The organism is Pseudomonas sp. LBUM1645 (assembly GCF_059716185.1).
Genome location: NZ_CP166811.1, coordinates 2354200 through 2367990, shown reverse-complemented (window position 1 = coordinate 2367990; position 13791 = coordinate 2354200). Strand labels below are relative to the sequence as shown.

12 protein-coding genes are annotated in these 13791 nt (G+C 57.8%); 5 read left to right on the top strand and 7 right to left on the bottom strand.

Features of this window, described 5'->3' with window-relative positions; translation table 11 throughout:
* Positions 1 to 3: 3 nt before the first annotated feature.
* The 4 genes from crcB to ACA079_RS10495 form a co-directional block, all read right to left on the bottom strand.
* Positions 4 to 378, bottom strand: a complete 375-nt coding sequence (gene crcB / locus ACA079_RS10510) for a fluoride efflux transporter CrcB (RefSeq protein ID WP_497703385.1) — start codon at positions 376 to 378, stop codon at positions 4 to 6.
* On the bottom strand, positions 378 to 1700 hold the full coding sequence (locus tag ACA079_RS10505; RefSeq protein WP_008029505.1) for a replication-associated recombination protein A: 1323 nt from the start codon (positions 1698 to 1700) through the stop codon (positions 378 to 380). The genes crcB and ACA079_RS10505 overlap by 1 nt, the downstream gene beginning before the upstream one ends.
* A 173-nt stretch (positions 1701 to 1873) precedes the next feature.
* Entirely contained in the window at positions 1874 to 2497 is a 624-nt protein-coding gene (gene lolA, locus ACA079_RS10500) for an outer membrane lipoprotein periplasmic chaperone LolA (RefSeq protein ID WP_008154853.1), read from the bottom strand.
* 65 nt (positions 2498 to 2562) lie between these two features.
* Complete coding sequence (locus ACA079_RS10495) at positions 2563 to 4965, bottom strand: DNA translocase FtsK (RefSeq protein WP_497703384.1); 2403 nt, start codon at positions 4963 to 4965, stop codon at positions 2563 to 2565.
* Between the two features lie 307 nt (positions 4966 to 5272).
* On the opposite strand from ACA079_RS10495, the gene trxB reads away from it, so the two are divergent.
* The 4 genes from trxB (at position 5273) to infA (ending at position 8072) form a co-directional block, all read left to right on the top strand.
* Positions 5273 to 6232, top strand: coding sequence for a thioredoxin-disulfide reductase (trxB, locus tag ACA079_RS10490; protein ID WP_497703383.1), 960 nt, complete (start codon positions 5273 to 5275; stop codon positions 6230 to 6232).
* A 64-nt stretch (positions 6233 to 6296) separates the two neighbouring features.
* A complete protein-coding gene (gene aat, locus ACA079_RS10485) occupies positions 6297 to 6977 on the top strand; it encodes a leucyl/phenylalanyl-tRNA--protein transferase (protein WP_497703382.1) in 681 nt (226 codons plus the stop codon).
* Positions 6978 to 7034: 57 nt separating this feature from the next.
* On the top strand, positions 7035 to 7742 hold the full coding sequence (locus tag ACA079_RS10480) for an arginyltransferase (RefSeq protein ID WP_111448957.1): 708 nt from the start codon (positions 7035 to 7037) through the stop codon (positions 7740 to 7742).
* A gap of 111 nt (positions 7743 to 7853) precedes the next feature.
* Positions 7854 to 8072 (top strand): translation initiation factor IF-1, encoded by a 219-nt coding sequence (infA, locus tag ACA079_RS10475; RefSeq protein WP_002553999.1) that lies wholly within the window; start codon positions 7854 to 7856, stop codon positions 8070 to 8072.
* A gap of 850 nt (positions 8073 to 8922) precedes the next feature.
* On the opposite strand, the gene clpA is transcribed toward infA, so the two are convergent.
* Entirely contained in the window at positions 8923 to 11193 is a 2271-nt protein-coding gene (gene clpA / locus ACA079_RS10470) for an ATP-dependent Clp protease ATP-binding subunit ClpA (RefSeq protein WP_497703381.1), read from the bottom strand.
* Positions 11194 to 11223: 30 nt separating this feature from the next.
* Entirely contained in the window at positions 11224 to 11607 is a 384-nt protein-coding gene (gene clpS / locus ACA079_RS10465; RefSeq protein ID WP_010458899.1) for an ATP-dependent Clp protease adapter ClpS, read from the bottom strand.
* Positions 11608 to 11832: 225 nt separating this feature from the next.
* Between clpS and ACA079_RS10460 the strand changes: the two genes are divergently transcribed.
* Complete coding sequence (locus tag ACA079_RS10460; protein ID WP_497703380.1) at positions 11833 to 12114, top strand: cold shock domain-containing protein; 282 nt, start codon at positions 11833 to 11835, stop codon at positions 12112 to 12114.
* A gap of 75 nt (positions 12115 to 12189) precedes the next feature.
* Here ACA079_RS10460 and icd read toward each other — a convergent pair whose 3' ends face one another.
* Entirely contained in the window at positions 12190 to 13446 is a 1257-nt protein-coding gene (gene icd, locus ACA079_RS10455) for an NADP-dependent isocitrate dehydrogenase (RefSeq protein ID WP_010458895.1), read from the bottom strand.
* Positions 13447 to 13791 lie beyond the last annotated feature (345 nt).

Genomic DNA, 13791 nt, shown 5'->3' with positions numbered 1-13791 from the left:
TTATCAAAGTTTGGTCAAGGACAGGCCAGCCCAGGTAGCGAGCAGCCCGCCGAATACGCTGATGGCAGCATAGACAAAAGCCAGCGGCAGTTGCCCGGTTTCCAGCAGACGCACCGTATCCAGTGAAAAAGATGAAAAAGTCGTCAGCCCCCCGAGGAAGCCGACCATCAACCCGGCGCGCACCTCAATCGGCACCTCCGGGCGTACTAAAAACAGACCGTATAGAACGCCGATCAGCAAACAGCCGACGATATTAACGGCCAGCGTCGCGGTATAGAAGTGCCGCGGCCAATTAGCGTTGATCCAGTTACCCGTGGCAAAGCGCAAAAGCGTTCCGGCGATACCGCCCACAGAAACGGCAACGATCAATGGGATCACTATTTTCTCCGCTGCCGGGGGCTGAGACGGTCAAGTTGCGCGAGGTGATTGAGCTTCTCGCCGATCTTCAGCTCCAGGCCACGCGGCACCGGCTGATAGAACGGTTGTGGCTCGAGTTCTTCCGGGAAATAGTCTTCGCCAGCGGCATAAGCGTCCGGCTCATCGTGGGCGTAACGGTATTCGTCGCCATAACCCAATTGCTTCATCAATTTGGTCGGCGCGTTGCGCAGGTGCAGCGGCACTTCCAGCGAACCGTGTTCGGTGGCGCTGCGCATGGCGGCTTTGAACCCCATGTACACCGCGTTGCTTTTCGGCGCGCAAGCCAGATAGGTAATGGCCTGGGCCACCGCCAATTCGCCTTCGGGGCTGCCGAGGCGCTCCTGCACTTCCCACGCCGCCAGACACAGGCTCAGGGCGCGGGGGTCGGCATTGCCGATGTCTTCGCTGGCCATGCGCACCACGCGCCGGGCCAGGTACAACGGATCGCAACCGCCGTCGATCATTCGGGCGAACCAGTACAGCGCGCCGTCGGGATTGGAGCCGCGCACGGATTTATGCAGCGCAGAGATCTGGTCGTAAAACGCTTCACCGCCCTTGTCGAAACGCCGGCGGGTATCACCAAGCAGGCTTTGCAGCAGATCGACGCCGATCTCGCTGTTGTCTTCAGCCAGGTCAGAGGCGTTTTCCAGCAGATTGAGCAGACGCCGGCCATCGCCATCGGCGGCCGACAGCAGCATCTGGAAACCTTCATCGCTAAGGGTCAGTTGCCGTTTGCCCAGGCCACGCTCTTCAGTCAGCGCGCGATGCACCAACTTGCGCAGGGCCGCTTCATCGAGGCTTTTGAGCACGTAGACGCGAGCCCGGGAGAGCAACGCGTTGTTGAGTTCAAACGAGGGGTTTTCAGTGGTTGCGCCGATGAAAATCAGCGTGCCGTCTTCAACGTACGGCAGGAACGCATCCTGCTGGGACTTGTTGAAGCGATGCACTTCATCGACGAACAGGATGGTCCGCTTGCCGTACTGCCCGGCCTGCTGCTTGGCGATTTCTACCGCCTGACGGATTTCCTTCACGCCGGCCAATACCGCCGAAACCGTTTCGAAGTGCGCATCCGAGACTTCCGCCAGCAGCCGCGCCAGTGTGGTTTTTCCCACACCCGGCGGGCCCCAGAAAATCATCGAGTGCAGGGCACCCTGCTCCAGGGCTTCGCGCAAAGGCTTGCCGCGAGCGAGCACGTGTTCCTGACCGACGTACTCGTCCAGATTGGCCGCACGCAAACGGGCGGCCAAGGGCTGAGCAATCGGGGCACTGCGAAACAGGTCCATCACGTGCGGTTGAAACCTCGCTTTATTACGCAGTTCTCAAGTCTGGCGAAATCCTGTGGCGAGGGAGCTTGCTCCCGCTGGACTGCACAGCAGTCCCATTTTGGGGGGCACTTCGCGCCCCAGCGGGAGCAAGCTCCCTCGCCACACAAGCTCGTTCTCACAGGTTATGCGTCTTACTCTTGGATCACATCGGCACCCTTGGGGATGTCGAACTTGAACTTGGACGCCGGAATCGGCTCGTTAGCCTTGACGCCGGTGAACAGGATGTTGGTGCGCTGACCGACGCTGTCGATCATCTGCATGTCATTGACCAAACCGTTACGGAACGACAAGCGCAGGCTGTCGAACAGGGTGTCCTTGGTTTTCGGCTTCAAGGTGAAGTCGATCACGCCACCGGCTTCCTTGGCGCTGATGTCGAAGCTCTGGCTGATCTTGGACACGTCACCGGACAGCAACAACGCCGGGGTCTGGGTCAGGCGCTGATCGAGGTTCTTGATGGTGGCCTGTTCCAGGTCCGGATCCCACAACGTTACCTTCTTGCCATCGGAGACCATCGTTTGTTCGGCCGGCGCGTTGGTGTGCCAGTAAAACAAGCCAGGACGCTGCAAGGACATTTCACCCGCGGTTTCCTGCAACTGGGTGCCACTGCCGTCGAGGGTCAGCTGGGAGAAACGCGCGGTCAGGGTCTGGGATTTTTCCAGCAGTTGGGTCAGACGTGCCACGTCCTTGTCATCGGCGTGGGCCGAGAGCGTGGTCAAAGCCAAAACCGGCAGCAACAGCATGCGGATAAGACGCATGGGAGTCCTCATAACATTCGTGGGGGTGCGATGGCGCGTCATTACGCCACCGCGTTTCAATCAATTCAGTCGCGTACCGGGCCCGGAGCCAGGACTTCACGCGAACCGTTGGTGTTCATGGACGTCACGACCCCGGCCATTTCCATGGCTTCGATCATGCGCGCGGCGCGGTTGTAGCCGATTTTCAGCTTGCGCTGAACCGCAGAGATGGACGCGCGACGGCTTTCCAGTACGAACTGCACCGCTTCGTCGTAGAGCGCGTCGGATTCACTGTCTTCGTCGCCACCGCTGCCGCCTTCAAAGCCGCTACCCGGCTCTTCGACACCGGCGAGAATCTCGTCGTTGTATTCTGGCGCGCCGCGCAGTTTCCAGGCTTCAACCACCCGGTGAACCTCGTCATCGGACACAAAGGCGCCGTGGACACGGATCGGCAGGCTGGTGCCCGGCGGCATGTAGAGCATGTCACCGTGGCCCAACAGTTGTTCGGCACCGCCCTGATCGATAATGGTCCGGGAGTCGATCTTGCTCGACACCTGGAACGCCATTCGCGTCGGAATGTTGGCCTTGATCAGACCGGTAATCACATCAACCGACGGCCGCTGGGTCGCGAGGATCAAGTGGATACCGGCAGCACGCGCCTTCTGGGCGATACGGGCGATCAGTTCTTCAACCTTCTTGCCGACGATCATCATCATGTCGGCGAATTCGTCCACCACCACGACGATGGTCGGCAGCTTGGTCAGCAGCGGCGCTTCGTCGTGAATGCTTTCGCGCTTGTACAACGGATCGGTCAATGGCGTACCGGCGTCCTGGGCTTCCTTGACCTTGGCATTGAAGCCCGACAGGTTACGCACGCCCATTTTCGCCATCAGTTTGTAGCGACGCTCCATCTCCGCCACGCTCCAGCGCAGGGCGTTGGCGGCGTCCTTCATGTCGGTCACGACCGGGCACAACAGGTGCGGAATGCCTTCGTAGATCGACAGCTCAAGCATTTTCGGGTCGATCATGATCAGCTTGGCGTCTTCCGGGCCGGACTTGAACAGGATCGACAGGATCATCGCGTTCACGCCCACCGACTTACCGGAACCGGTCGTACCGGCCACCAGCAAGTGAGGCATTTTCGCCAGGTCGGTGATGACCGGTTTGCCACCGATGTCGTGACCCAGGGCCAAAGTAACCGGCGACTTGAAGTTGTCGTACTCGGGGGTCGACAGCACTTCGGAGAAGCGCACGATCTGGCGGTCTTCGTTAGGAATTTCGATACCGACGGTGGTCTTGCCCGGAATCACTTCCACCACACGCACGCTGGTCACGGCCAGGGAGCGTGCCAGGTCTTTCGCCAGATTGGAGATGCGGCTGACCTTGACGCCGGCCGCTGGCTGGATTTCGTAACGGGTAATCACCGGGCCCGGGTGAATCGAATCCACCGAGACTTCGACGCCGAATTCCTTCAGCTTGATTTCCAGCAAGTGGCCGACCGCCGCCAGGGATTCAGGCGAGTAATTGAGTTGTTTCTTTTCTGCGGGATCGAGAATCGAGATCGGCGGCAAGGTGCCTTCGACGGCGCTGTCGACGAACAACGGCGCCTGTTTCTCTTTTTCCACGCGTTTGCTGGGCGCCGCTGGCTTGGGCGGCGCCGGGGCAATCACCGGCGGCACCTGCTTCTCGCGGTCCGACATGTGTTTGCTCAGGGCTTGCTCGCGTTCGATCAGGCGTTCCTTGACCTTGGCTTGCTCACGCTTGTCTGTGACCGTCGGAGCGACCACGTCATGCACGCGATCGTCGACTTCACGCAACTGCGCAACCAATTGTTTGCGCTCGACACGAGCCGCCCACCAGCGATTGGCCGCGCCCTGGAACAATTCGAACAGGTCGAGGGTGATCTTGCCGGTGAGGTCCATCACCTTGAACCACGACAGGTCGGTGAACACCGTCAGGCCAAACAGGAACAGCGCGATGAACAACAGCGTACTGCCCTGAATATTCAGGGCGTTCCTGGCCAGATCACCGAGGCTTTCGCCCAAAGCGCCGCCAGCGCCGGCCGGCAGACCGGTCGCGGCGTGAAAATGGATATGGGCCAGGGCCGCGCCCGACAGCACCAGGAACACCAGGCCAATCAGGCGCCAGGAGAACAGCCAGCCGCTCCACTCCCACTGCTCGTGGCGTTGACGGAAGATTTGATATGCCTTGATCGCCAGCAACAGCGGGAAGATGTAGGCGAAGTAACCCAACACCATGAACAGGATATCGGCGCTGTAGGAGCCGACCGGTCCGCCGAAGTTCTGCACATCGTCGATCTTGCTGTTATGGCTCCAGCCCGGATCGTCCTTGCCATAGGTCAACAAGGCCATCATCAGGAACAGGCACAAGCCGCCGATGGCGATCAATGCACCTTCCTTGAGCCGGTAGTGCAATTGCTGGCGCCAGAGCGGAACGACTGTTTTTGGTGCTGCGGTGGATTTCTTCAAAACGCTTCTTTTCCTGCGCCTGTGGCGCGTCCATCTGTTGAATGACTATAAAAAACTGCCCAATCCAGGCAGGTAAAAAAGTGAACAGGCGTAACTGGGACTACTTTTAACACTACGCTCCGGTTTTTATAAACACGGCGCGTACCGCTTATTTTATTACAAGCACTGTAACAGGCAGGCATTGTACGGGTTTGTTCGTCCGATGCCATGCTTGAAACCCAAGGTGTAGCATAGCCAACAGCACATTACTCGCGGTTCAATTTGAGCATGCATTCTCTTTTGTGACAAAGGCTTATGAGGTGTTTTTATGAGCGAAGCGAAGCATTCCCGCCTGATCATTCTGGGTTCCGGCCCTGCCGGTTACAGCGCAGCCGTTTATGCCGCACGCGCCAACCTCAAACCCGTTGTCATTACCGGCATACAGGCAGGTGGCCAGCTCACCACCACCGTCGAAGTCGACAATTGGCCCGGTGATGTCGAAGGCCTCACTGGACCGGTGCTGATGGAACGCATGCAAAAACACGCCGAGCGCTTTCATACAGAGATCGTTTACGACCACATCCACACCGCCAAGTTGCAACAACGCCCGTTCGAACTTATCGGCGACGGCGGCACTTACACCTGTGACGCGCTGATTATCGCCACCGGCGCCTCGGCGCAATACCTGGGGCTGCCATCGGAAGAGACGTTCGCTGGCAGAGGGGTTTCGGCTTGCGCGACGTGCGACGGTTTCTTCTACCGCAATCAGGTGGTCGCGGTCGTGGGCGGCGGCAACACGGCAGTTGAAGAAGCGCTGTACCTGTCGAACATCGCCAAGGAAGTTCACCTGATTCACCGGCGCGACAAGTTGCGCTCGGAGAAGATTCTTCAGGACAAGCTCTTCGAAAAAGCCGCCAAAGGCAATATCCGCCTGCACTGGAACCAGAACCTCGATGAAGTGCTGGGCGATGCCAGCGGTGTGACCGGCGCCCGCCTAAGGGATAGCCATACGGGCGAAACCCGTGAATTGGCGCTGGCCGGCGTGTTCATCGCCATCGGCCACAAACCCAATACCGACCTGTTCGAGGGCCAGCTGAAAATGCGTGACGGCTACCTGCTGGTCAAAGGCGGCAGCGAAGGCGACGCTACCAGTACCGAAATCCCGGGCGTGTTTGCCGCCGGTGACGTGGCCGATCACGTTTACCGCCAGGCCGTCACATCTGCCGGGGCCGGCTGCATGGCCGCGCTGGACGCCGAGAAGTATCTCGACGACATTCCAGTCGTTTGACGGCACACTTCACGGTGGGCCCACCCGCCCACCACTGCCCTCCCCTTCTGCAAGCCCGGATGCCATGCTGACTTGGTTACAACGCAATACTCTGACCTTCCCGCCCCTGGAAAAAGCCATGCGCGATCCCAACGGGCTGTTGGCCGCGGGCGGCGATCTGTCCGCCGATCGTCTGATTCAGGCCTATCGCCACGGCTGTTTTCCGTGGTTCTCGGAAGGCCAGCCGATTCTCTGGTGGTCGCCGGATCCGCGCACCGTACTGTTTCCCGACGAACTGCATGTCTCGCGCAGCCTGAACAAACTACTGCGCCAGCAACGCTATCAAGTGACCTTTGATCAGGATTTTGCCGCGGTCATCCGCGCTTGCGCCGCGCCTCGGGATTACGCCGACGGCACCTGGATCACCGAAGCCATGCAGAACGCCTACCTCGAGCTGCACAGGCGTGGCTACGCCCATTCGGTGGAAGTCTGGGACCAGGGTGAACTGGTCGGCGGACTCTATGGCCTGGCGATGGGTCAGCTGTTTTTCGGCGAGTCCATGTTCAGCCGCGCCGACAACGCCTCGAAATATGGCTTTGCCACACTGGTCCGACATCTGAAAGACTCAGGCTTCGTGCTGATCGACTGCCAGATGCCTACCGACCATCTGCACAGCCTCGGCGCCCGGGCGATTCCTCGCAGCGAGTTTGCCGGTTACCTTGCGCGGCATCTGGATCAGCCCAGCCGCGCAACCTGGGTTTGCTGAGCGACTTTTGTCCGTGTGGCTTACACTTAATTCAAAGCTTATTCCCGAGGGTTGATCATGACCGAGTTGGCGCGTTTGAAGTTTTATGCCACTCAGCCCCACTCTTGCAGTTATCTGCCCGAGGAGCAGGCCACGACCTTGTTCCTCGACCCTAGTCAGCCCATGGATGTGCATGTCTATGCAGACCTGTCTGAAATGGGTTTCCGTCGTAGCGGCGATCATCTTTACCGGCCTCATTGCCAGAATTGCAATGCATGCGTACCGGCGCGCATCCCTGTGGCGCAATTTTCGCCCAACCGCCAGCAGAAACGCATCTTCAAACGCAACGTCGACCTTCAGGTGCGCCCTGCCAGGCCGCAATTCAGCGAAGAGTATTTCGACCTTTATCAGCGGTATATCGAACAGCGTCACGCCGATGGCGATATGTACCCGCCGAGTCGCGATCAGTTTGCGACGTTCCTGGTACGTGACCTGCCGTTTTCCCGATTCTACGAATTCCGTCTCGAAGGACGACTGGTGGCGGTGGCCGTCACCGATTTGCTGCCGAACGGTCTGTCGGCGGTCTACACCTTCTACGAGCCCGCTGAAGAACGCCGCAGCCTGGGGCGTTATGCGATTCTCTGGCAAATCGCCGAGGCTCAGCGTCTGGGGCTGGAAGCCGTCTATCTGGGCTATTGGATCAAAAACTGCAAAAAGATGAGCTACAAGACTCAATATCGCCCTATCGAACTGCTGATTAATCAGCGCTGGGTCATCCTGAACTAGAGCAAGCCGTAAACCCCTTGGCTTAAACCCCATTTTTCGGGCACAATGCACGCCGCTTTTGCCTGGCGCAGTTGCACCGGGCCATTCATTGGACACCGAGGGCTTTACTGCATGTCGAAAGAAGACAGCTTCGAAATGGAAGGCACTGTCGTCGACACCCTGCCCAACACCATGTTTCGTGTGGAGTTGGAAAATGGGCACGTCGTAACCGCGCATATTTCCGGCAAGATGCGCAAGAACTACATTCGTATTCTTACCGGTGACAAAGTGCGCGTCGAGCTGACGCCCTATGACTTGAGCAAAGGGCGCATCACTTACCGCGCTCGCTAATCAAGTCAATACAAAACGCCCGGTTTATGCCGGGCGTTTTTGTGTCTGCGATTTGATGGGGTTTTGGGTTTTGGGTTTTGGGTTTTGGGTGAATATCCGTTGCTGCGGTGATGGCTGATTATGGTTTCGCTCTTACAGCGAGTCACTTTTCCAAACGCCGAAAAGTAACCAAAAGGCTTCGCCCCGGCGTACGGCGCCTCGCTAAAGCTCCGCGTTCCCTCGCTCCGGTATCCATCAGGGGACATCGCCTACGGTCTGCTTCGCTACGACCTCCTCTCGATGTGTTCGGCTTCGCCGCACGGCGCTACGCGCCTAATCCCCTGATGAACACCTCCACTCGGCCTGCCGAAGGGGCGAAAGATCAAAAGCAGGATCAACATCTAAAGCCACAGCCACAGCCAGATCTAAAGATCGCAGCCTCGTTTCACTCGACAGCTCCTACAGAGGATGGGTGTACACCCGCCCCTCACCACTCAACAGGCCGAGCGTTAGCTCGCCAGCAGCTCTTGATCTTGCTCTGCCCGCCCCTTCGGGAGGCTGAGTGGAGGTGTTCATCTGGGGGGCAGGCGCGTAGCGCCGTTCGACGAAGTCGAACACATCGAGAGGAGGTCGTCGCGAAGCAGACCGTAGGCGATGCCCCCAGATGAATACCGGAGCGAAGGAACGCCGAGCCTTAGCGAGGGGCCGGACGCTCGGGGCGAGCCTTTTTTTGCTTACTTATTTTTGGCGTTTGAAAAAAAAGTGAGTCGCCGTAAGGGCGAAACCCTAAGTAGCCGTTACCGCAGGAATGGATATACACCTAAAACAAAAAAGGCGCCCGAAGGCGCCTTTTGCTTTACAGCAACAACCGTCAGGCCATCTCTGCTGTGGTCTCGAAGTCGAAGGTCAGCTCGCCGTCCTTGAGATCGATATGAACCACACCACCATGGTCGGCCAGTTCGCCAAACAGGATTTCTTCCGCCAGCGGACGCTTGATCTTGTCCTGAATCAAACGCGCCATTGGTCGAGCGCCCATTGCCGTGTCGTAGCCGCTTTCTGCCAACCAGGTGCGCGCCGCGTCCGTCACTTCCAGCTGCACGCGCTTGTCTTCCAGCTGCGCCTGAAGCTCGGTAAGGAACTTGTCCACCACGCTTTTGATGACCTCATGGCTGAGGCGACCAAACTGGATAATGGTGTCCAGACGGTTGCGGAACTCCGGCGTGAAGCTCTTCTTGATCACTTCCATCGCATCGGACGAGTGGTCCTGATGGGTGAAACCGATCGAAGCGCGAGCTGCCGTTTCGGCACCGGCGTTGGTCGTCATGATGACGATCACGTTACGGAAGTCCGCCTTGCGCCCGTTGTTATCGGTCAGCGTACCGTGGTCCATGACCTGCAGCAGCAGGTTAAAGACTTCCGGATGCGCCTTCTCGATCTCATCGAGCAACAGCACGCAGTGAGGCTGCTTGGTGATGGCTTCGGTCAGCAGACCGCCCTGATCGAACCCGACATAGCCTGGAGGCGCACCGATCAGACGCGATACGGTGTGGCGCTCCATGTACTCGGACATGTCGAAACGAACCAGTTCGATACCCAACGCTTTGGCCAACTGACGCGCCGCTTCGGTTTTACCGACACCGGTTGGCCCTGCGAACAGGAACGAGCCGACAGGCTTGTCAGGCGACTTGAGGCCGGCACGGGACAGTTTGATCGCGGTCGACAACGAGTCGATTGCGGCATCCTGGCCAAATACTGTCAGCTTCAAGTCACGCTCAAGGTTACGCAGCAGCTCTTTGTCGGAGCTGGTGACGTGCTTAGGCGGAATCCGCGCGATTTTCGCGACGATGTCCTCGACTTGAGGCACTTCGATGCGTTTCACGCGTTTCTCGATTGGCTGCAGACGCTGGTAGGCGCCCGCCTCGTCGATGACGTCGATGGCTTTGTCCGGCATGTGCCGGTCATTGATGTAGCGCGAGGCCAGTTCGGCTGCCGCACGCAACGCTTCATCGCTGTATTCGATGTTGTGATGCGCTTCGAAACGACCTTTCAGGCCGCGCAGGATGCCAATGGTGTCTTCCACCGAAGGTTCCGACACATCGACCTTCTGGAAGCGCCGGGCCAAAGCACGGTCCTTCTCGAAGATCCCGCGGAATTCCTGGAACGTGGTCGAACCGATGCAGCGGATATCACCCGACGACAGCAGCGGCTTGAGCAGGTTCGAGGCATCCATGACGCCACCCGACGCGGCACCCGCACCGATAATGGTGTGGATTTCGTCGATGAACAGGATCGCCTGCGGACGTTTTTTCAGCTCATTGAGCAGCGCTTTGAAGCGTTTCTCGAAATCGCCGCGGTATTTGGTCCCCGCCAGCAAGGCCCCCAGATCGAGGGAATACACCACGCTGTTGGCCAGCAGGTCCGGCACCTGGTTGTCGACAATGCGCTTGGCCAGACCTTCGGCAATCGCGGTTTTACCCACGCCCGCCTCGCCCACCAACAGCGGATTGTTTTTGCGACGACGCGCCAGGATCTGCGCAACGCGCTCGACTTCCAGCTCACGGCCTACCAATGGATCGATACGACCCTGGCGCGCGAGTTCGTTGAGGTTGCTGGCATAAGCATCCAGAGGATTGCCTGAAGAAGAAGACTCACCGCCCTCGTCGTCCTGCATATCTTGTTCACCTTCAGAGTGATCGCCATGCCCCGGCACTTTGGAAATGCCGTGTGCGATGTAGTTGACGACATCGATGCGCGCAACGCTCTGCTGTTTCAGCAGGAACACTGCCTGACTCTCTTGCTCACTGAAGATCGCGACCAGTACGTTGGCGCCAGTCACTTCGCGTTTGCCCGAGCTCTGTACGTGAAAGACAGCACGTTGCAGAACACGCTGGAAGCCCAGGGTTGGCTGGGTCTCACGATCCTCGTCATGAACGGGGATCAATGGCGTGGTGGAGTCGATGAACTCCTGCAGATCGTGCTTGAGTTTGTCGAGGTTTGCGCCGCAGGCACGCAAAACGGTGGCGGCAGCCTCATTGTCCAATAGGGCCAGCAGGAGGTGTTCGACAGTCATGAATTCATGACGTTTCGATCGAGCCTCCTTGAAGGCAAGATTGAGGGTGACTTCGAGCTCGCGGTTTAACATAGCTTCACCTCATACCCAAGTGGTCGGCGATTAACCGTCCTTCTCGATTTCACAGAGTAGCGGATGCTGGCTTTCCCTGGCGTACTGGTTGACCTGCATGGCCTTAGTCTCGGCGATGTCGCGGGTAAACACTCCACATACTGCCCGTCCTTCTGTGTGGACGGCCAGCATGACCTTGGTCGCCAGCTCCCGATTCAGGTTAAAAAACACCTCGAGCACTTCGACGACGAAATCCATCGGTGTGTAGTCATCATTGAACAAAACCACCTTGTACATCGGCGGCGCCTGTAAAGCAGGCTTTGCCTCCTGAACAGCAATGCCTGCGGAATCGTCGTCGTGAGGCTCCGGGTGATCTTTTTGGAGAGCCGGGCGATCCTGATTGAATGTTAGTCGAATCTGGCTGATTGCATGCATGGAAAGAAAGGTTCGTCAGTTGTTCAAATACAGTGGTGGGGGCGGCTATGGACGATTTCAACTCCGACCGCCCGGTCACCTTGACTATCGGCAAAACGGTGTTACAACCAATAGAGCCCACAGTGGGTAAAAAAGGTCCGCGGAGTCAATCTTATTTCCAGGAAATGACTGCGGATGAACTGGATGATACTCCAGTGATGGAGTCTGTTGCAGAGGGATATGGGTATGTCAGTCGGTAAGGTGAAATGGTTCAACAATGCCAAGGGATTCGGTTTCATTAACACCGACGCCAGAGAAGGTCGTGACGAAGACGGTCATCTTATTGATTTCTTTGCACACTATTCGGCCATTGAAATGGACGGATACAAGACTCTCAAGGCCGGGCAACTCGTAAGCTTCGAGATCGTCCAGGGACCCAAAGGGCTGCATGCAGTCAAGATTGGGGCTGCCACGACCGAGAACGAACAGGCCGCACCTACCACCCAACAGGAAACAGTGTCGAGCTGACGCAACCTGTCATCCAGTCATAAAAAAACCGCCCGAAGGCGGTTTTTTTAATGCTGATTCGCTTACATATGCAGCTTACATATGCGAGATGAGCGCATCACCAAACGCCGAAGAAGACAGCAGCTTCGCGCCTTCCATCAGACGGTGGAAGTCATAGGTCACGGTCTTGGCGGAAATCGCGCCATTGGTGCCCTTGATGATCAGATCCGCCGCTTCAGTCCAGCCCATGTGGCGCAGCATCATCTCTGCGGACAGGATCAGGGAACCCGGGTTGACCTGGTCCTTGCCTGCGTACTTCGGCGCAGTACCGTGGGTCGCTTCGAACATCGCAATGGTGTCAGACAAGTTGGCACCCGGTGCGATACCGATACCGCCCACTTCCGCCGCCAGGGCGTCGGAGAGGTAGTCGCCGTTCAGGTTCAGGGTCGCGATCACATCGTATTCAGCCGGGCGCAGCAGGATCTGCTGGAGCATGGCGTCGGCGATGGCATCTTTGACGATAACGTTCTTGCCGGTTTTCGGGTTTTTGAACTGCATCCACGGACCGCCATCGAGCAGGGTCGCGCCGAACTCTTCAGCCGCCACTTCGTAGGCCCACTCCTTGAAGGCACCTTCGGTGAACTTCATGATGTTGCCTTTGTGCACGATGGTCAGCGAGTCGCGGTCGTTGTCGACCACATACTGCAGAGCTTTTCGCGCCAGGCGCTTGGTGCCTTGCAGCGAAACCGGCTTGATGCCGATACCGCAGTTTTCGTCGAAACGGATCTTGGTGACGCCCATTTCATCTTTAAGGAACTTGATGACTTTGGTCGCTTCCGGCGAACCGGCTTTCCACTCGATACCGGCGTAGATGTCTTCCGAGTTCTCACGGAAGATCGTCATGTCGACGTCGCCTGGCTTCTTGACCGGGCTAGGCACGCCTTCGAACCAGCGCACAGGGCGCAGGCAGACATAAAGGTCGAGTTGCTGACGCAGGGCCACGTTCAGGGAACGGATACCGCCACCGACCGGAGTGGTCAGAGGGCCCTTGATGGAAACCACGTAATCTTTAACTGCGTCCAGGGTTTCCTGGGGTAGCCAGGTGTCCTGATCGTAAACCTGAGTCGCTTTCTCCCCGGCGTAGACTTCCATCCAGGAAATTTTGCGCTCGCCGCCGTAAGCCTTCTTAACAGCAGCATCGACAACCTTGATCATGACCGGGCTGATATCAACGCCAATACCATCACCTTCGATGAAGGGGATGATCGGGTTGTTAGGAACATTGAGAGAATGGTCCGCGTTGACGGTGATTTTGTCGCCGACTGCTGGAACCTGAATCTTCTTGTATCCCATGCTGAACTCCATTGTTTGGATTGAACATCTGGCTTCGTTCGAGCGTACCCCAGTTAAATCGGCACGCAAACCCTATGTTCCAACCATCTGCCGCAAAGCTGCACAGTTCGCGACGTACAAGCCTGAAAGCAAAGGGAAAAGCGCCAAACTCAAGCACGGTGCAAGACTCTACGCCCCCCTCGCCCCTGCGACCTTTAGACCAATGGACGACAATCGTTGCTTGTGAACCATCGGCAGATTGCCAGCTACCTATGTATAATGCCGCCCGCTGACCACAGAGTCACGACGGCCAACCTCTCTACTACGAGACTTTCGGCCCGAAAAAGCCGGACTGTTACCGCAGTC

Excerpts from the sequence above, each read along its gene's own strand:
- ACA079_RS10480 (WP_111448957.1), top strand. The coding sequence starts at position 7,035 with ATGACCGAGTTGGCGCGTTTGAAGTTTTATGCCACTCAGCCCCACTCT.
- clpA (WP_497703381.1), bottom strand. The coding sequence starts at position 11,193 with ATGTTAAACCGCGAGCTCGAAGTCACCCTCAATCTTGCCTTCAAGGAG.
- clpS (WP_010458899.1), bottom strand. The coding sequence starts at position 11,607 with ATGCATGCAATCAGCCAGATTCGACTAACATTCAATCAGGATCGCCCG.
- ACA079_RS10460 (WP_497703380.1), top strand. The coding sequence starts at position 11,833 with ATGTCAGTCGGTAAGGTGAAATGGTTCAACAATGCCAAGGGATTCGGT.
- aat (WP_497703382.1), top strand. The coding sequence starts at position 6,297 with ATGCTGACTTGGTTACAACGCAATACTCTGACCTTCCCGCCCCTGGAA.
- icd (WP_010458895.1), bottom strand. The coding sequence starts at position 13,446 with ATGGGATACAAGAAGATTCAGGTTCCAGCAGTCGGCGACAAAATCACC.
- infA (WP_002553999.1), top strand. The coding sequence starts at position 7,854 with ATGTCGAAAGAAGACAGCTTCGAAATGGAAGGCACTGTCGTCGACACC.
- lolA (WP_008154853.1), bottom strand. The coding sequence starts at position 2,497 with ATGCGTCTTATCCGCATGCTGTTGCTGCCGGTTTTGGCTTTGACCACG.
- ACA079_RS10505 (WP_008029505.1), bottom strand. The coding sequence starts at position 1,700 with ATGGACCTGTTTCGCAGTGCCCCGATTGCTCAGCCCTTGGCCGCCCGT.
- trxB (WP_497703383.1), top strand. The coding sequence starts at position 5,273 with ATGAGCGAAGCGAAGCATTCCCGCCTGATCATTCTGGGTTCCGGCCCT.